General features: G+C 48.6%; 8 protein-coding genes. 3 read left to right on the plus strand and 5 right to left on the minus strand.

Going from position 1 to position 20098, the window contains the following annotated elements:
• Positions 1-109: 109 nt before the first annotated feature.
• On the plus strand, positions 110-433 hold the full coding sequence (locus tag BUA17_RS28195; protein WP_064642206.1) for a hypothetical protein: 324 nt from the start codon (positions 110-112) through the stop codon (positions 431-433).
• Positions 434-576: 143 nt separating this feature from the next.
• Here the strand turns inward: BUA17_RS28195 and BUA17_RS28200 are convergent, their stop codons facing one another.
• Positions 577-792, minus strand: coding sequence for a hypothetical protein (locus BUA17_RS28200; RefSeq protein WP_063567124.1), 216 nt, complete (start codon positions 790-792; stop codon positions 577-579).
• Between the two features lie 397 nt (positions 793-1189).
• Between BUA17_RS28200 and BUA17_RS28205 the strand changes: the two genes are divergently transcribed.
• Complete coding sequence (locus BUA17_RS28205) at positions 1190-2530, plus strand: lytic polysaccharide monooxygenase (RefSeq protein WP_072735680.1); 1341 nt, start codon at positions 1190-1192, stop codon at positions 2528-2530.
• A gap of 157 nt (positions 2531-2687) precedes the next feature.
• Here the strand turns inward: BUA17_RS28205 and gnpA are convergent, their stop codons facing one another.
• Positions 2688-4862, minus strand: coding sequence for a 1,3-beta-galactosyl-N-acetylhexosamine phosphorylase (gene gnpA / locus BUA17_RS28210; protein WP_072735681.1), 2175 nt, complete (start codon positions 4860-4862; stop codon positions 2688-2690).
• A gap of 13 nt (positions 4863-4875) precedes the next feature.
• Complete coding sequence (locus BUA17_RS28215) at positions 4876-5895, minus strand: glycoside hydrolase family 88/105 protein (protein WP_072735682.1); 1020 nt, start codon at positions 5893-5895, stop codon at positions 4876-4878.
• 241 nt (positions 5896-6136) lie between these two features.
• Between BUA17_RS28215 and BUA17_RS28220 the strand changes: the two genes are divergently transcribed.
• Positions 6137-7081: an AraC family transcriptional regulator gene (locus BUA17_RS28220; RefSeq protein WP_072735683.1), complete on the plus strand. Its 945-nt coding sequence runs from the start codon at positions 6137-6139 to the stop codon at positions 7079-7081.
• 103 nt (positions 7082-7184) lie between these two features.
• Here the strand turns inward: BUA17_RS28220 and BUA17_RS28225 are convergent, their stop codons facing one another.
• Positions 7185-14876: an S-layer homology domain-containing protein gene (locus BUA17_RS28225; protein WP_072735684.1), complete on the minus strand. Its 7692-nt coding sequence runs from the start codon at positions 14874-14876 to the stop codon at positions 7185-7187.
• 21 nt (positions 14877-14897) lie between these two features.
• Positions 14898-20084 (minus strand): hypothetical protein, encoded by a 5187-nt coding sequence (locus BUA17_RS28230; RefSeq protein ID WP_072735685.1) that lies wholly within the window; start codon positions 20082-20084, stop codon positions 14898-14900.
• Between the last annotated feature and the right edge of the window lie 14 nt (positions 20085-20098).

The raw sequence follows: 20098 nt of genomic DNA on the forward strand, positions 1-20098 counted from the left end.
TACTATTGAAAAAAAACCAGAAAAATCATATTCAGCCCTTGTAAATTGTATTATTCCGGGTATAATACTCGGTATATAGAAAAGAGTAGCTGACTGGAGTGATAACGCCATGGATTCTTTGACACAAACTTGGGTTAACGATTATTTGGACCTATATAATTATGCCCGTACCATAGAAGACTCGGAATGGGCTGAAGATATTCTCAGGAAGCTTCAAGATCAGAAGGACGCGTTACTGGAGGAAGAACGAAAAGCGATACTGCTCCGTGAGCTGCTTACAAGCTACGACCGAATCAACAAACAACTGGTGGACATTTTCAGCAAGCTGAGAGTCGCTTCAGAAGGTTACCAGACTGAGTCTTTACAGGAGCAATGGTTCAAATTAAAGCTAATGCGAATTGATGTCTCTCGGAAGATTCTTCAATATAAATAAAATAAATAAGAAAAAAAGCCGGTCTGCAGTTCGTCTGCTTAACCCGCCTTGATTAAAGGCTTACTATTCTTTTGATGCGTACAGTCAACTGTTCCACACATATGTAAAGCCCGCCAGCTTTACATGAAATGAATGATCGATAATTACATGGATGCTTTCTTCATGTTGCTCATCATGCCCATCATTGTGGTCATCATTTCGTCGCATTCTTGCATACAGGACATCATTTTATTCATGTCCATGCCTTCCATCATGCTTTTGTCTTCCATGCATTCCATCATCATCTTCATGGATTTCATCTTGCACATCATTTCTTCCATACACATGTTCATCATCATGTTCATACACATATTTTCCATTTCAACTTCCTCCTTTCAAATATAGTAAACTTCCTTTTTTTAGCATAAACGATTCCCCACTTAAAAGCAATCTTTTTCCTCTTGCCTTTTCTGTAAAATCGATGTATAATACGCATTTTACTTATCAATCCAGTCGGAAATAAAGGCTTTTGTGGAGAGATGATCTCTCCGCAAAGGCCTTTTTGTATGCCTACCTAAGTCTTGAATAACTGGATTATCTATCAAATTTATCCTTGTTCAGCAAATGTAGGTCCTTTACAATAACTTTAGAAATTCCCGTATATCGATTTCTTCATCAAACGATATCCATATATGGTATATGGCATAGCACTTCCTTAATTACGATATAAGCTCTTACTTGAGTTTATATAAAAAAAATGATACAGGAGGCTATCGAATGTTCAGATTCATTTTACCGTCTTCAAAGCTAGTATTGATTTGCTGTCTGCTGGTGCTTACAACGGTAAGCATGCTGTTCAACAGTCCAAAGGCGTTGTCACATGGTTACGTAGAAGGGCCGGCGAGCCGAGCTGCACTGTGTGCTTCGGGAGTCAATCAAGATTGCGGCAGTATCGTGTATGAACCCCAAAGCCTGGAAGCACCTAAAGGCTTCCCTACTGCAGGACCTACGGACGGCCATATTGCAAGCGCTAACGGCGTCTTCCCTAAGCTCGATGAGCAATCCGCCACACGTTGGTCGAAAGTAAATATGTCTAGTGGCAGTAATACGTTTACTTGGAAGCTGACAGCTAACCATTCAACGGCAAGCTGGAAATATTATATTACGAAAACGAACTGGAATCCGAATGCACCTCTATCCCGTGATTCGTTTGACCTGACACCGTTCTGTTCAGTTCCTTATAATGGCAGCCAACCACCATTTAGCTACACCAACTCATGCAACGTACCCGAACGTAGCGGTTATCATGTTATTCTAGCAGTCTGGGAGGTTGCGGATACTCCCAACGCCTTCTATAATGTCATCGACGTAAACTTCTCCGGGACAAACCCGGTTGATAATGTGGCACCAACACCTCCAGCTTCACTTGCGGCAACTGCAACTGCTGCGACCAGTACATCCTTATCGTGGAAGGCTTCCACAGATAATGTAGGCGTGACGGGGTATAAAATTTACAACGGGACTACATTAATCGGCAATGTATCCGGCACAACTACAAGCTATACCGTCACAGGGCTAACAGCAAGCACGGCCTATACCTTTACTGTCAAAGCAGTCGATGCAGCAGGCAATGAATCTGCAGCCAGTAATATTGTAAGCGTTACCACAACTGCACCTCCTGCAAACGACACTACCGCACCTACATCTCCAGGCGGGCTGCATGTAATGGGAACACCAACCGCGTCCAGCATTCAACTGATGTGGACGGCATCCACGGATAATGTAGGCGTGACAGGGTATAAAATTTATAACGGCTCTACTTTAGTTACAACGACATCCGGGACGGCAACGTCATATACGGTAACCAATCTTGAAGCGAACACAACATACAACTTTTCGGTTTATGCTGTTGATGCAGCAGGCAACCAATCTGCTGCCAGCACAGTCAGCGGTAAAACAGCCGCTGCTTCTACTGCACCTGCATGGGCAGCTAATACTCAATACACAGCGGGTACAATCGTGAGCTACAATAACTTGACTTACAAATGCCTTCTTACACACACGTCTCAAGTGGATTGGATCCCTTCGGCAACACCAACCCTCTGGCAGCTGCAATAACGGGATTGACTGGAGGATTAGTTAAAAAGAAGTCCATTTAGATTATGATTACAACCATAGCCGGTCCATATTCAGGGATCGGCTATGTATTACACCATGCAAAATAAGACGCTTCAGGAATTAGTCCCGAACGTCTTATTGCTTGCTTTTTATGTTTCTATACCGATTTTATTAAGCCAATATGGGTGATCCGGGTGTCATACGGATCTAATTCCACAGTTTGTTTCCCATACTCGGTATCGATCGTCGTCGTTTGAACCTGACCACTATTGTTAATGACGACCAACTTTTTACTCTCCGGATAATAAGTACACTCTGTAAATAAGTTATCCGTAATGTACTTCGTTTCATGGGATTCACGGCCCGCAAAACGAATCAGATTCAGCAGCAACCTTGTGTTCTCCCAACTGAATTCGAATGAAGGCAGGTAGATTCCTTTCCCTTTACCAAAATCATGTGTAGACAATGTAATCATACCATCCGTTTCATCCACCACAGCAGCTGTTCCATCGGTAAGATATATGTTATTCTTCGGCGTTATTCTTGCCCCTTCCGGCAACAAACCATGCTCATCGCGAGTCTCATATGTCCATTTTCCATGAACCACCCTGGCGCCAGTATCCTCATCCACCCCAAGAACATGTGCCATTCTGAAAAAGCTGTCGTACCCTTCTACCGCCGCTGGCTGGTTGATGCCAATAAAAGTACCGCCTTCATACACCCATTTGGTCAGCAGGTCCACACATTGGTAGTCATTCCAAAGTTCTCCGCCGCTCCAGGCTGAACCGGCAGAGCCGGCATTGATCACGACATCTATATGTTGCAGCACGCCCTGACGGATATCTTCAAAATCAATGAACTGCACTTCCACCGGTAAGCCCGACAAGGCTTCATTAACATGAATCAAGTCATGCATATACGTTTCATGGAAATGGCCGGACAATGTCCACGATCTTAATTTGCCCCAGCTATGTAGAACAGCTACCCTCGTCTTAATCTGATAGGGCTTGCCTTCATGATGAAGTTCTTTTATTTCCCTGAACTCGTCCGCAATCTTCTCGATGTAATCGCAAAAGTCGGGGTAAGGCTCTACTAGATGCAGATATCCACCCAACCCAATCCGGTCAATCGGCTCTCTGAGCAAAGCTCGCCTGATATTGATCCAATACTTTTTGGCATCCAGCGTAGGGTTGCCGCCCTCCTTAAAGGTAGGAAGTCCGCCTAAGCCCACCGGAAACAAGTAGGGATGCAGACGAATCTCATGGGTATCCACGTTGACACCTGAACACATTCTTGCCTCATAACCGGAGAATACACATTTAATCATCCCATCGAATCCAAACTCCTGAAAGCGGTCATTATAAGGCTCCATGCCAACCCAGCTATCATCATAGAAGACATACGCCAGCTTGCCGTGGTTATGCACGATATCAATTAACTTCTTACCGAATTCAATCACAAAATCATTGATAAATGCCATCCAGTCCAGCTTGCGCTGCTGCGCGGGGATATGACTTACGCGATATTTGCCGCCATTCACAAAATCCTCAGCAGAGAGCGAATATCCAACTTTTTTGGCAAACAGATCAAGTGCTCTTGAACTTACCGTAAAATCATATGAGCCCCAATCCGAGAAGAGATGACGATTACGCTCATCGCTACCCCAGATCCAGGCGAAATTATAAAACAATGAGGTAAAACGAACCACCGTTGTTTCCTGATGCTGCTGACACCAATTCTCCATCCAATCCAGCAGATATGTCTGCGTTTCCGAATAGATCGGATCAATTTGCATCAAATGCTCCTTGTCCCAATGGTTCGTGGTGTGATTGTACATCGAAATCTCTTCCCAGATCCGATAGGCCATGAAGCTAACCGTGTATTTATGCCAAGGGAGGATGCCGGTAATGACTACATGGCCGGATTCCCTCTCATAATTCCACTGTCCTCTTGGCACTTCCTCCCCGGTTGTCCGGTCAAAGACCTGCCAGTACTTAAACGCTTCTTTCGAATCATTCACCTTGAATTGCTCAGCGAAAAAATCCTCCATCAGATAGAACGATACATAATCTTGTACAGCTACCTTCGGATTCGTAATTAAAAAACATTGCTGGAGCTTATCTTGATTGCGAGATGCCCACTCGTTATGATCCCGGATGATGCAGATGGTCGAATAAATACCATATCCCGCATTAATAATCTCATCGGATAATTGTGTACCGTCACTGTCACGAATGACATCGGCACCCCACCGTTCGGCAAGTTCCAAAGTCAGTGCCTCATAACCGGATTCGCCGGGTAGTGTAAAGGAGCCTTTGATTGGTTTGGACAACTTGGTTCCCTCCCTATTTCAACATGTCAGACAGGAAAGCAAGCGCCAGGCCCTGACCCCAGCCCTGAATCCAGTCTTTTGGAATATTGCGATAGCCATCCCGATCCTTCATCACCGCCGTACCACCAGATACACCAAGCACACGTCCATCTTCACTAATGTTGTTCAGAATGCCTTCCAATGCTTTTTGCACGTATTTGGTATGTAGCGGATTACCGTTATTGATCATGGCGGCTGCAATACCAGCGGAAGCCGACACCTCTTCATACGAATCCTCGTCATCCAGAACTGTCCGCCACAAGCCATTCTCTGTCTGCACGAGCTTCAGAGCTGCCAGTTGATCCCGCAGCGAGCACTCCACGTCCATGCACTGTGGATATAGATACCAGTCCTTCAACTGTGGTTTTACTTGCGACATGGTGTAGGCGCCCCAAGCGTTCGCTCTTCCCCAATACAATCCGGACATGTGGTCCTTGTTAACGTTATTGTAGCCGTGGTACCAGAAACCGCTGCTCGGATCTTGCAGGTATTTGATATGCCAGTAATATTGATTAAGGGCATCCTGGATCATGTCCTGATCCTTTATTTTGCTTCCTACACGGAGCAGGAAAAATGCCGCCATAAACAAGGTATCTGCCCATGCCTGCTCGGGAAAATCATTGGAAATGGATACCGTATGCTGCAGCACGTTATCTCCGAATCTAAGCGCATGATTTTGGAGATAATCCACCTTGCTCATTACAATATCCCAGTATTTCTGGTTCCCTGTTTCTTCATATAAAGTAATCAGCATATGGCCTATGGCACATGTATTTACGGTCCAGTCTGGCAAGCCCAGCTCGATGTATTCATCCGCCCATTGGACAAGCCTGTCCAAGTACTCTTGGTTGCCTGTCGTTTGATAAGCTCTGGATACACCATAATACGCCACACCGCAAGGCCAATCCCACGTCAAATCCATCGCCAGTGTTTTTTTCGTAACGTTATCAATAACGTTTAAAATTTCTTCCCTGTCATATTTCACTTGAAGCATCGGTGATTCCCCTCTCGTAGCGCACATGCCCCCAAATGCGCTTGAGAGCTGTCCGTCCTTGGTTTGAAAACGCTTTACTTATTCCATTGTACGCAGTAAAATAGTGTCAATCTAAGCATATTCGCAACAAAACTGCGCAATTTCAATCATTTATGAAAATTCTGATGGTTTACACTAAGTCACCCTACGCAGTCAAAAAAAAATTAAAACGGACTCCAATTGACGAATGGGGGTATCATACATGGTCAAAAAAAAGAAACCTGTTATTGAGTACCGCCATTACAGCCTCCCCATCAACTTCCCTGTCCTCTTGTTAAGCGGTGAACGCTGGAAAATATCCGATATCAAAAGTGAACATCTTCATTTCCACAACCATTTGGAGATTGGTATTTGTCATTCGGATAGCGGCATTATGGAGATCAAAGGTGAATCGGTACCTTTTAAAGCCGGTGATGTAACCTTTATCCCCAGATATCTTCCTCATACAACGTATAGTTCACCCAATGAAGCCAGCTTATGGTCTTATCTCTTTTTCTCGCCCGAGGACCTCTTTCAACAGTCGTTTAAGAACAGTGCCTGCAGTAACTTTGAACCCAATTTGAGGGCCATTAAGGGATTGAACTGCATTTTAAATAGAGAGGAACATCCAAGGATCTATACCCTTGCGACATCTGTGGTAGAGGAATTAAAGCAGAAAAATCCTTTTTATCAGGAAAGTGCCTATGGCTTATTGTTATCCCTTTATATCGAACTCCTGCGAATCCATTCCCGGAATGAACCCTTTGCAGACCAAGAAACGCAGTATAATCTAAAAGGTGATTTTGTTATTTCTCCGGTTCTGGAGTATATCACCAAAAACTATATGTCGCCCATTACCATCGATTTTCTCGCTGATCTGTGCCACCTAAGCACCACCCATTTTCGCAGGAAATTTCATGACATTATGGGAACGGCACCTCTGGATTTCCTGAACAGCACCCGAATTGAAGAAGCCTGCAAGCAATTAAAAAGCACAGACGCTTCCATTCTTTCGATCTCCGAACAAGTCGGTTTTCAGTCCATTTCCAGCTTTAATCGCTGCTTCTTCAAACTTATGGGGAAATCGCCGAAAGAATGGCGCAAAGGCGCACAGTCCGAAGTGCAATCTGCCAAAGCCTCCATTTTGGAGTTTACGGGGTGGGTATGAATTCATGTACAGATCCGGAATCATTTTCGCAATATAGGTAAAAAAAGCCCGAAAGTCACAATGACTTTCGGGCTTTCTCAGTTGATATAAGTCTCTTTCATGTTTATAGCAAATCCAGTTCCGCAAGCAATCTCCGGACAAGAGTAGCCATCTCGGCACGGGTTACCGGAGCTTTGGGCTCAAGTGTCGTTGCCGATTTGCCTTGGATCAGACCCAGCTTCACCGCTTGCGCTGCACTGTCTTTGGCCCAATTGGACAACGTTGATGCATCGGTATAGCCGTCAAGGCTACTAGCTGCACTACTCTCAGCTGGTACAGTATGTCCTGCCATCTCGTATGCACGGATCAGCATGACCATCACTTGCTCACGTGTCATGGCATCCTGTGGACCGAAACGATTACCTCTGTAACCCGTCATCAGGCCATATACAGTTGCAGTCTGCACCACATCGTTGTACCAATCCGCTGTCTGAACGTCTGCGAATGGCGAAATTGTATCTGTGTCTGGTTTAAGGCCGAATGCCCTTACCATCAATGCAGCAAGCTCTGCCCGAGTCATACTACGCGAAGGCTCGAAGCGAGTAGTTGACACGCCATTCACGACCAGTCGTGATGCCAGATCGTGAACCGCTTCGCTTGCCCAGTGACTCTTCATGTCGCTAAACGAAGCGTCATATCGGATTGGCAAGTACACGCTGTTGGTCATACTGCTTGCGTTGGCAACCAATCGACCTTCCCTCACTTCAAAGCGGGTCGGCACATGCCGCAAGCTTCCGTCAGCTTCAAGAACGACCACGGTCGATACGGAGCGCTCGTCCTCACCGAGCGGCAGATAAAGTTCTTTTGTCGTCATTTTCAAAAGCTTATTGATCTCGATTGACTTGATACCGTCGCTTCCCGTCATATTGAAGGCAACCGGGGTTCCTCTTGGGATTGTGCGTCCTTCACTGGCAAGTTTCGCAGCAAGCTGTTCGTATGTCTGATCCGGTTTACCCACATTCAAGCTTACTTTTATGTCCTCGGCCTTTTGCGATGGGAACGCTGCTTCGAGTGCCTTCAGATCGATGGCATTCCAATCCAAACGATAACTTCCCCAATCACTCTCTAAATCCATTGAAATGTCTTTTGCAGCGAGCTGTTTAATAAGGTCAGCATCCAGTTCGAAGCGTAGTTGCTCCAGTTGGCCCGCAACGTGCAGACGAATTCGCTGCCCTTGTTTGGCTGCATCAAGCAGCGCTTCCCTCACAGGATGAGCAACCACGGTTGGACCATTCGAGCCTGGCGTAACATCTACCAGCAACAAACCATCCTTCTGCACTGCGTCCAGTTCCAGAGGTATCTTAATGTCTCGGCCTCCAACGGCACTATCGATAGCTACGCCACCCACCGTCAACGGACCAACAGGCACATTCGATGCCGGCGGTTTGCTGCCGCCTGAGCTTGGCTCGCTTGGCTCCACGCTTGAAGAGATTCGCTCATTCACCTTCACGGCAGCAGAGGATGCTGTTGTGAGTTTCGGTTCACTGATTGTACGTTTGGCGATAACAACCCACTCGCCTGGTTTTGCTTTGATAATTTTATCGGAAGGTAGCGTGTTCCATCCGCTGATATCCTGTTCAAATGTTGGCAGCATGACTTGGGATTTATCCGCAAAGATGCGGTATGCCAGTTCACTGCCAACCATGTTGCCTTTGTGTCCGGCAGCGCTAATCGAGACACGAGTCTCTCCCTTTTTGCCCGTGCCGATGGTGGATGCCTTAATTGTATCCATGTAATCCGGCGGTGCAGTTCCTGTCTTCGGTGCAACAACAGATACAATATCCGTCGTGCTGAGCCCCGTACCTTGCCATGCATAATCGGCCTGGATCAGGGCAGCGCCAACTCGTTTACCCTCAAGAAGGCCATCATCCTGAACGGCTGCATTCGCTTCACCCATAACAACGCTGTAGGTGATGCTGTCGTTATCTGCGAGTTCACGAGTACCATCCGTATATTCGACATAAGTCTGAACCGCAGCTTGTTCACCGCCAGCAACAACTTCCTCTGGCATGACCAGTTTCAATCTGCGTGGCAGCTTGAAGTCGCCGTTCAGCACCTCGACAACGGCAGTGTTCACATTGCCTGCTGCATCCTCGGTTTTAATCCGGAGACGTGTCTTCATACGGTTCACATCAATCGGTACCTCATGCTTAAAGACTCCGTTCTCGTCCGGTTTGAACTGTGCCAATTCTTTATCGCTATCGGCATCCGTTACCGTCACCTGGGCATCCGTCATCGTTGTACCCTGTACAAGCGCAACGCCACCCACTGTCCGTTCGCCTTGTGAAGGCGAATCCAGATAGATCATCGGAGCCGTTGTATCGATTGTAACGTACAGCATCGTGACGGACGTATCGCCTGTGCTAGTGTTACGGGCTTTAAGCTGGACGGCATAGAAACCATCTACCTCAAAGTTGAACTTCAGCTTATCTGATGTTGCAAGGTTCGTTGTGCCGAGCGAACCATCGTCCGTCGAAGCCTCGACAACCACGTTTGGCTGATTCGAAGCCACGTTCACGGTCACCTGATTTGAATTTGTAACAACATCATATTTATTGTTGACCACTTGTTTGTTATCGAGCGAAAGCACTGGCCCTGTAGGCGCAGGGAGCAGCTCTGACCCGCTATACATCGTCGTGGATAAACGAAGATTCTCTTTCTCATCGGATGCCGGTTTGCGTGCAACCGTAACGCCCATACGATATGATTTTCCAGGCTCCAATCCGGAATAACGTACCTCTTTATCCTCCATGGCGATCGTACCATCCGCGTTGCGCAGCACTTTACCGTCTGCACCCAGCTTAGGTGTTCCCAGTTGATTCCACCCGCCGACGGTCACATGATACTTGCCGTCCTTGAGTGTAGCTTTCAAATCGGATTCACTGTATCCTTCCTCGCCGAACGGGTCGTACAGATGCCCTTGCTCATCCGATGCGGTTAGGATATAAGTAAACTCCTCGGCTTCTTCTTCGGATGTTTTGGTGATCGCTGGGAAGGCGACCTCGAACTGCCCGTTACCGATACTTCTCGTTTCCACTACTGGCACGACGTTCGGAGCAAGCGGATCTACAAGTGTGTACGCTTCCTGTGAAGATAAGACAGAGAATGCCATGTCCGTCTTCAGTTCCGTACGCAGATAATATCTCCCTTGTTGCAGCAATCCACGAAGGTCTGCTCCACCGAGGTAAGCAATCTGCTTCACGTCAAAGGTCATCTCACCTGATGCACGACCGTCAGCACCAATATCGGCACTTTCGATCTCGATGCCTTTGGCAATCATGATCCCTGGATCAACGGATTCGTCCGGTGTAGGTGTGGCCTGCAAACGGTCCGAAGACAGATACAGATCTACCGTATCTCCCGGCGAAGCGTTGTCCACAGTCCAGGTTGCGGTGAATTGGTCCGCATCCTGTGTATCTACCGTTAGTTCCGTTGATGACAGTTCCGGCAGTACCGGAATGTTCATCAGCTTGGACTTGACCGATTGACTGGACGTCAGCGTCCAACTCCCCGTTTTCGCATCATCCTGTGGAATCGCGACATAGATCCGACGGATATCTGTGCCTTGAAGCTCTTCTTTTTTGGTGACTGCTGAACCGTCGCTCTTCAGATCACCCTCTTTAGGTGCTTTGATAATCTGTTCAAACGCGGTTGCGTTCCGATCGGTTGCTTCTCCGTACACGATATCGTACGTGCTTCCGTCGTCCCGCTTCAGAGTCAGGGTAGGTCTGGTTGTTGTAAAATACTCCAATTCAAGGAGCGCATCACCTGTCACTCCGCTCATCGGGATCACATGTGTTTTCCCTCCATTGGACGTACGAATGCCGCCAATGCCTAGATTCTGCGAGCTGTCCTCGATCATGTCGATACCGTCCGCTACGGCTGTATACCGAATCTCGTAACGCTTAGGCTCCTCATTCTCCCATGAGGTCGCAAGCGTTTGGATACCTGTTCCAATCTGTAACAGGCGCGGTCCCTGCTCCGGATCGTTAATAGACAGATGTGCAAGTGCTTCGTCGTCCAATGCCGATCCATCGGTCATGAACGAAATACCGCCGCCCCAGTAATATTTGATGCCCAGGGTAAGGAATAACAATGATATCCCGGCCCACAGTTCATCGTTATTAACGCCTGCACGGGTTCCAAATCCCAAACCGCCGACAATCGGCACCGAACTTGGTATCTGTATTTTCGAACTGACCATGCCTTCAAAATCGACTCGACCCTTCTCCAGGTTCTCGCCGATGAACAAGCTGGCGCTACCCACGATGATATCCCATCCACCGACGTCAATCTGTGCTCTGGCTCGGATAAACATCGGGCTGGCCCATTGGGTCTGAATCAGTGCTTCCGTCAGCATCGGGATAACTTTGCTGCCTTCGCCGAAGCCGAGTTTGCCCACCACTTTGAAGCCGGTAGCTTTGAGCGTCAAGTCTACACTACCTGAGAAAACAGCTGGCTTTTGTCCCAGCTCCATGTCGATACCTGCCTCCAGCGTCAGCGGCAAGCGCTCGGTACCACCGGCAATCGTCATCGCAAGTTCGCGGATTGCGCCGCGCAGGCTTGAAATTTTGGTAGCCGGATTGATCATGATACCCGGATCAGGAAGATCCGATCCAAAAGCAATGACGTCCGGGATGATCCGCCCGTCGGGAACCCGTTTAAAGGCAAGCTCCGCACTAATGGAGAACAAGTTCTCCAGTTTGGCCTCGAAGTTAACGCCATACGAATTCATGACGCCGTATTTGTTCGGGTCTTTATAGTGCGTAACATTAATACCACCTTTTACACTATCTTCGGAGTCCGGTTTGAACAAACCGATTTTATTATCCAGTTCAAACGCCAATGAGGAATCGATGCCTACGAAGCCCGACTGGTTGAACATGACGTTGCTTACTTCCCCGTTCACAATGAACATCTTCATGGCACCACCGAAGGCCACACCATCCTGCCGAAGCACGAAGTCATTGAGTTTCAGCCCAAAGCCATTTAGCGAGAAGGTAGGTGTTGAAAACAACGTATGTTTATTAAAGTACACATAGGAGACAAGCAGGTTGCGGTATGGATTTAGCGCATCGCCCAGCATACCGTTAGCCCATGTCAGGGTTCCGTTCAAGGTAGGGTCTTCCGGATTACGTCCGTTTTCCCATTCCTGCTCTTCATCCGTCAGCTTTGATTCCGTGCCGAGTGACTTATCAAATCCGTTGTAGAAATCAACGGTCCATTCGCCCGAATGGAACACGAACCCGCTATTCGCCACGCTTAGCGTACCGTCGCCACCCACAAAGAGGGTCTGCAAGAACGGCGTGTCCGTATTGGCCTTCAAGTCTTCGGCAAGCGGAAAATTCCCCATGGAAATGGTCAGGTCTTTCCCTTTATAAGCCACACTCTTGTTGATGATCGCAGGCTCCGTATCGGATTGAACCGTGTACTGCGCGTTCGCCCCCGTACCGGACTGCACGATCTTGCCACGCACTTCTAGAACGAGCTCCTGCTCGGTATCATCATCAAGATCTTTTTCAAACGTTTCGAATGCCGCTTCATTTTCGAAGGTTTTCACTGCATAAACCGGAGAAGCCGATACATCGATAGCTCCGGCTATATCCAGTGCAGGGTCCAGCTTGCGTGAAGCTGCCACCATTTCCTGCTTCGCAGTAGCAAGCCTCGCCCGATCCTGGTCCAGCTTCGTTTTGAACTGCGCGTCCGTCAGGTTGCCATACGTCCATGGCAGCACGCTGGCAAACGTCGCTTTCTCGCTGGCGCCTGCATTTAAGTCTAATTTAGTTTTATATACAGCGAGAATACCCGCTTTGCGAACCATGTTCTCTTCGTTCTCGGTTATCGCAAAGGTCTGGTCTGTCTTGAAGCTCAGCGCTTCGGCCAGCTCGGGAATTGATTTATCCCGATAGTCCACCTGAACGGCATATTCACCCAGCGGCAAAATTGCGTCGTTCAACACTTCAAGCGTTGTACCGTCCGCCTTCACCTTTTCACCACCGCGATACACCAGCTTCAAATCTCCAGCGAACCCATTGCCAAGCGGCTGGGAAGTCACGGATCGGGTCACTGGCACTTTGTAACGATCCCCGTTCTTCACGTTCACCAGATACATGTCAAAGTTGGCGGCAGTAGACGTTGCTTCATTGCCAACATTGTAGGCAGCAATATTGGACACATTTAGCGTGATGTACTTCTCGTCCTTGCTGTACGCTTCCTCCGGTGACATGGCGTAGACCAACGTCTTCCTTAATTCACCAACGGGTGGCAGGAAAATAAAACCTGCTCTTGACGATTCATAGATTGCACGAATTTCCGATTCCGGGAGTCCTTCGCTCTCGCCAACCGCCGTCTCCAGCTTTTTCTCTGTCTCCGGACTGCTCACCGTCACCATGTACTGACGCGTTGAAGGCCAGGCTTTACCTGTGCCCTTTACCCGCCATTTGGCTGCGACGACTTCGCCCGGTTTATACGGGATGAATTCAACGCCCTGCCCGGCCTGATCGGGTGGAACATCTTTGCGGAAGGTGAGCTTCTGACTCGTTGTATTGAGTTCCTTACCATCTTCATCCACGAAGCTTAACCCATTCTCCAGTGTCAAAGTCACATCAATCTGGCTATGGTTCATACTGAACATCTCCAGGTTCTCGATCTCCGTGTTCACTTCGAACACGCCGTCATTGACATAACCCGTTTCTTCCTCGTTAGTCTCCAGCTTCTGGGTTGGATCAAGGAAACGTACATCGAATACCTTCTCTGGGGATACAATCTCACCCAAGCCGTAAACCAGTTCATACGAGTGTTGACCGCCCGCCTGAACGGTATCTGGTTCCCAATAGAAAGCTACGGCCGTATCGGCTGTGCCGTAATCATTTGTATCCTGCGTAAAGTCGAGATTCTCGTCCGGTTCATACTCCCATTTCGTTCCGGCGAGGTTGGCCCAGTGCCCGACGATCATCTCATCGACGATGTTAATGCCGCCTTCGAACAAGTTGTTAAATCCATAGGCTATTACATTCGTCGCCAGCGGATTGCTCGGATCAAGCTTGTCCCGCATCACCCAGTAAGGTGGCAGTTTATGCAGATTATACGCCTGTTCGTCCACGTTTTTGTCATAACCGAGCTTCTCTGGCTCATGGACCAGCTTTCGCTCCACGGTAAGTGGAACGGAATAACTCTGCCCGATCTGGAAGGCCGGGCCGTCATTGCCGCCGACCGATGTGTCCAGCAATACACGTGACCCGATCTCTACTTTGGCATTCGTCGTATTGTCCACCACATACTGGACACGAACATTGCCGCCCTGATCTTTGTCTTCCTTCAGCAGCAAGGTGATCACCTGGCTGATGCGAATGCCTTGCACCGTCCATACCGTAACCAGACTCTGGGTACCGTCATTTCCCGTTACGACCTTCGGAGGTGTAACCTCCGAGGTCCAGTTCGGTGCCATTTTGTACGGATTACCGAAGATCAGATCCGTTCCGTTAATCCGGAATGTCGTGAATGACGTCTCCGGATTATCGCCACCAAAGATCATATCCACACCGTTATCCTTTTTGCGGATCGGTTGGCCGTCTTCTGTACGAATACTGAAGCGACCACTTGCATTGTCCACCGTTACCTTGATAAACCCGTTCTTAATGGATGTCGTTCCCGCTGAGGAAACGGCCGCTGCCGCGATATGAAGTGGCAAGACGCTGATCAGCATAATCATGGCCATCAACGTTGCGATTATCCGAATGATTTTGTTCCGTCGCATGGGTGAACCCCTTCCGTTTCTCTAATTGGCCCGATTAACGAGCAGCGTGGAGTATACGCGTTCGCGCTCCTGATTCTGCACAATGATTGTGTACCATCCCGCTTTGGGCAATGTTACCTTGAAATCTTTGCTGATCAGTTCCTTATAGGTCACTCTGGTCGCAATGTATTTCATCTGTCCTTCACGTACCAGACCCGGGAAATAATAAATGTCATACGTGCCGAGTTCGTTCTCCAGCTTGGTTCCGCCCGCAGTCTCGATCGTACGGAAGTTACTCACATTAAATGTGACGGTACCTGTATTTACGATCGCTGTTTCGGATTCCGTATCCGAAAGCGGAATGCCGTTGGCTGTAACGAACATACCGTCCGTTGAACGAACGTACACCGTTTGCAGCGCATAGCCTGCATTGCCGAGCTGATCCTTCGCCGTGTAACGAATCGTGTGTTTGCCCGTAATCTTCAGGTTCAGTGGCTTCTCCACGTATTGTCCACCTTCCAGAACGTATTCCGCAGCGGTCACCTGAATCTGCTCCGCAGATGTGAGATTATCGCTCACTGTGTATCCACCCAGATCCGTGACCAGATCGAAGCCTGGTTTGTTTTGCAGAACCGTGGTGGATGCTTTGTTCAGACGGATCGTTGGTGCCGTGTTATCCAGACCGCTAATCTTAAAGTTGACCTGTTTTTTGTTGCCAAGTGCGTCTGAAAGCAAGATCGAATGCTCGCCATTGCTGGCGTAATCGGCACTGAAGCCCGACACCGGAGTTGCCCCGGCATAGATCGTATTGCCTTCCACCACAGATGATGGCATAACCAGACCCACACGTACTTTTCCTTTGGAGTATGCCTGATCCCCGATCTGCACCAGTTTGCTGTCATCGATGATCTGTCCATCGTTGTCTACCCGAACCATCGTGATCTCTTCTACAGCCGGGATCGATCCAACAAGTGTTGTAATGGCTTCGGACTCCAGCTTCGCATTATTCCCTGCGGCATCTGCCAGCGAGAAGCGTGCTTTACTGCCCGAAGTCATGACCAATGAGGATTGATTCGTGCCCGAGCTATTGGAGACCACCTGATAATCCTGAACCTGTCCCTGTTTCGGCAGCACTTGCGCCACGATCAGATTAGACGCGATCACGTTGCTTGTTGTCGGTGCTGCGAAATGAGTAAATTCTCCGTTTGCATTGTATCCGTCACCTGCGCTATCCACGACGACAGTACCACTACCGTAATGGATCAACGCTTTGAGATCGGGATGGTTGTAATGCATGACAATATCTGCTTCCGGCGGCGTGGTATCGATGTTGCTCACCGTTGCCGTCACACTGCCCGTAAAGCCAACCGCATCTTCGTACTCAAACGTGAATTCTCCGTTCTCCCGGAACGTTCTGGAGGACGTCGGCAGATTCGTGATGCGGATCGGTTCACTCGATTGCAGACTTACTTTAACTGTGCCGTTCGTTGCCGCAATCGTGGAATACTTCACATTCACCATTGGCGGCGTATCATCGAAGTTGGAGACTACGATGAACACGGTTGCTGTATTACTGCCATCCTTCACGGTGAAGGAGTAGCTTCCGTTGCGGTATATTTTGAATCTTTTGTTCGCCTCCAGCGTTTCCGGCATTTCCGGATTACTGTTCGTTGGCTTCACGGTCTTGCCATCAACGAGGTCGAACAGGATCTCTTGTCCCTCGTTCTGCCCACCATCCTGTACCTTCTCGCCTCCGCGAACAGGCATGATCTGCTCCAGTGAAGCAAGACCATAAGTAGGGTCATCCTTGAGCTCGATCTCAGGTGTTACGATATCGCTGATATTGTCGTAGTAACCTTTGAATTTGACCCGAACCTGTAACTTGAGTTGTCCCGAATCGTTCGTGTCAACAGGAACGCCCACATAGTTTGTATAAGGCAGCCAAGTGCTCCAATTGTCCCCGCCATTAGTGGAAACGGAATAGAAGTAACCTTCTTGTGCCGGCACATCAACCGTCAGTTCCATAATGGCGGTGTACCCGTCATCTCCTGGACCTTCTGTCCGAATCAAACGCGCGCTGCCAACAGGTGGTTCACTGCTCAGATAAAACACGGAGAACAGACCACTTGTGTGGTAAAGCTTACTGTTACCCAAGCTATCGCTGGCATGGACGTATAGACGGTAATTACCGTTGTCCTTTTTGTTGTCTACCTGCAATGTAATCAAACGATCCGCAGGGGACACGCTCCAGCCCTTGCCTTCCGGATCTGGTTCCTTCTCGTCTTGCCCGTCAACCACCCTGATCCATTGGTAACGAATGTTCTTGGCTGCAACACCGTTAAAATCCACCAGTGTGTCAGACACATCAATCTGTACCGTCTGCTCCGGCATCGGATACAGATAACCCTGTGAACCGAATTTCGTAACAGGTGGCAAATGGTCGAATTTGTACTCCTGATAATAGTAGTAAAAACGTCCGGTATCCTGCTGTTTGATGCGTACGTGGGCGTACCAGGTCCCGTTCAACGTTTTGTCGGCTGGGAAGCTGTAGCGCTCGGCGGATACATCCCCCAGCTTTGTTTCCTTCGGTGCATCCTCAAAAGCAGCCCATTTGCTGTTGCCCACTGGACGCTCGGAGCTTTCCGTGTATTGATATTCAATCTTATCGATTGGCACACCAGCTACAGTGAAGTCGGGTCCGTCATTGATTGCATAGGTGCCTGGATAGGCCTTGAATTTCGTTGAGATGACGAGCACATCGACCGCTTTCGGCTCGGCAATAGCTGAATGGCCAGCCACGTCCTCGGCTTTGGCATGCAGCTCGTATTGTCCACCTTTTAAGATCGCCGGATCGTTCAATGTCGATATCTCAGCTTCGCCTTGTGCGTTCAGCGCGGCATTCTGCCAACCGGAAGCAACAGGGTTCTTACCTACTGGCACGAACTGGTATTGAACCTTGTTATTTTTAATAGAAGAAGTCGGATCGGCAGCCTTAACCGTAATCTTCACATTGTCGGAATTATTGTCCACTACGTTCGCGACTTCGACGTTTGGGTCATCGTTGTCAATCTTCAACAAGCCGACATGATAAGACCAATTGGAATCATCATGTTTGAAATCGGCCAAAGGCCACTGTGTTGTATTTCCGTAATCGGATAGATTGGGCAGAATACTTGAGCGATAATATTCCTCCAGCTCGGCAGGTGTCGCATCCGGATGCTGGGCAAGGTAAGCTGCACGTTCACTGCTCCCTTTGTCATATTGCATCCGCTGACGAGCCGAGTCCCAGCTCATATCCGCAGTCCATGTATGCAAATACCAGTTCCCGTTCAAGCCTGTGCCGTCGTCCGGCAGTTCTACCTTCACGCCATTCTGTCCGGCAGACAGTACAACGTCCTGGAAACCAGATGTATACAACTCTTCGGAAGGCTGCTTCTGCGTCAGGGAATAACGTTTCACAGCAGCAAAATTGTCGTTTTGTCCCGCGAAGGGATCATCCGGACTCTGGTTCAGCACATAATATACAAGACCCGAACCACTGCCAGGTCGGAACAATCCTTTACTTGTCTGACCATTCAAGTCGGGATCGAATGCATGGATTGTAAACGATCCATTCCCCACGTATTGCCCTTCGGGAATAATTTCGCCGTCCTGATTTTCATAGACAAAATTCACTTCAGGCGTCGTGTTATCTACGGACAATCCGGCCCAATCAATCTTCTTGACCGGCTCTGTGAGCACGTTGCCGGCATAGTCTGTCAGCGCCTTCCCATCGCCGGGATTGCTGGCATGCTCCAAAGCAGCTGTCTCCAGCAATGACGTTTCGATACTTTTGCCGTCTGGCACCGTCATACGGAACGTCCATGTATTCGTGTTCTGGCCGCCGACATATGCTGCGGTCAAACCGTTGGCAAACTTGAGTCGTGTATCCTCGGTCGGGGTAAACGCGCTGATCACCTGTTCGTTAAGGTACACGGTAAAATCAACAACGTCGCCCTTGTTCAGCACAAGTCCCGTCAACACTTCCGGCTGCACGCCGTTGCGGGATGCCGAGTACTGCGGCACACGCGCGTCGATAATGGTACGGAACGTGCCGCCCGGGTTCGCGTTATCGGCAAAAGGAACCGTACCAATGCCATTAAAAGCTGCAACGGGATTACCCGCACCATCGATAAAGCCCGCCGCATTCAATCGTTCCAGCAAGGTTGGACGGTCCTCCTCGAAGGGTGCGATCAGACGCTTTGGATCAATGGGAATATTACCTGTGCTGTCATTTAACGCAGCCTGATACCGGAGGTTGAATGTCGAGCGTGCATGACTGTTCCGATCCAGTCCACCCTGCGCAAAGTCACTGTATCCGCTATCTGCGCTCGTTAGATAATAAACGGACGGATCGAAGCCGTCTCCACCCGGATTGCTGAACAGTTCGGTACGCATGAAGCTGAATTTGCCATCAATCCGGTCAGAGGCATCCTCTGCAGTCGACGGAAATACCGGCTCGCTGAAATTCAGCGCCAGGTTAAGGCTACTTCCCTGCTTCAGAAACAATTCATTCTTCTGTACTGCAGGATCAGCATTGAAGCGAACCACGCCGGTATGGGTCAGTGTATTGCCGTTGTATGTTGGCGGTGTGATATCTGCGAAATACAGTTCGATGTCATCGATGTTTTCTATGTTAAATCCTGTTATTGAAATTTTAATGGTATCGTTTGCGCCAAATGAAATCCATGACGAATTTACAGAGCTACCTGATTGCATTGCAGCCTGTCTATATTTAGAATCTCCATTAACGGAAACCTCCACATTAGCTGCCATGGTCCATGATCCTGTAAGTCGTTTGATTTTCAACAGCATTTTGGCCTGACCACTTTCAGCCAGTCGCTTCAGGAAGGGATTGGATTGGACGTTAATCGTTCCGACGAATTGCGTATCCATTATAAAACTCGTATTAAAAGTCATATAGCTTGGTCCCAATGATTTGACATTCTTTGAATCAAGGGATATTCCCTGTGCCTTGCCAGCAAATATCCCAAAGCTGTTCGCTTCGTCTTTCTTCAAGTTATTGTTCCAGGAAGACATGTCTTCCCGATTGATTATTTTGCCACCGCCGTTCGGAATATAAATATCCGTGTAATCCGCAGCTGCGGAAACGGTCGGTATATGCGGCCAGCTCACGGACGTCAACGTCAGCAAGGCAGCAAGCAAGCAGATTGATAACTTTTTGAACATGCAGAGATTCCCCT

Source organism: Paenibacillus sp. ov031 (genome assembly GCF_900143165.1).
GTDB classification, from domain to species: domain Bacteria; phylum Bacillota; class Bacilli; order Paenibacillales; family Paenibacillaceae; genus Paenibacillus; species Paenibacillus marchantiae.

Excerpts from the sequence above, each read along its gene's own strand:
- BUA17_RS28205 (WP_072735680.1), top strand. The coding sequence starts at position 1,190 with ATGTTCAGATTCATTTTACCGTCTTCAAAGCTAGTATTGATTTGCTGT.
- BUA17_RS28225 (WP_072735684.1), bottom strand. The coding sequence starts at position 14,876 with ATGCGACGGAACAAAATCATTCGGATAATCGCAACGTTGATGGCCATG.
- BUA17_RS28200 (WP_063567124.1), bottom strand. The coding sequence starts at position 792 with ATGGAAAATATGTGTATGAACATGATGATGAACATGTGTATGGAAGAA.
- BUA17_RS28215 (WP_072735682.1), bottom strand. The coding sequence starts at position 5,895 with ATGCTTCAAGTGAAATATGACAGGGAAGAAATTTTAAACGTTATTGAT.
- BUA17_RS28195 (WP_064642206.1), top strand. The coding sequence starts at position 110 with ATGGATTCTTTGACACAAACTTGGGTTAACGATTATTTGGACCTATAT.
- BUA17_RS28220 (WP_072735683.1), top strand. The coding sequence starts at position 6,137 with ATGGTCAAAAAAAAGAAACCTGTTATTGAGTACCGCCATTACAGCCTC.
- BUA17_RS28230 (WP_072735685.1), bottom strand. The coding sequence starts at position 20,084 with ATGTTCAAAAAGTTATCAATCTGCTTGCTTGCTGCCTTGCTGACGTTG.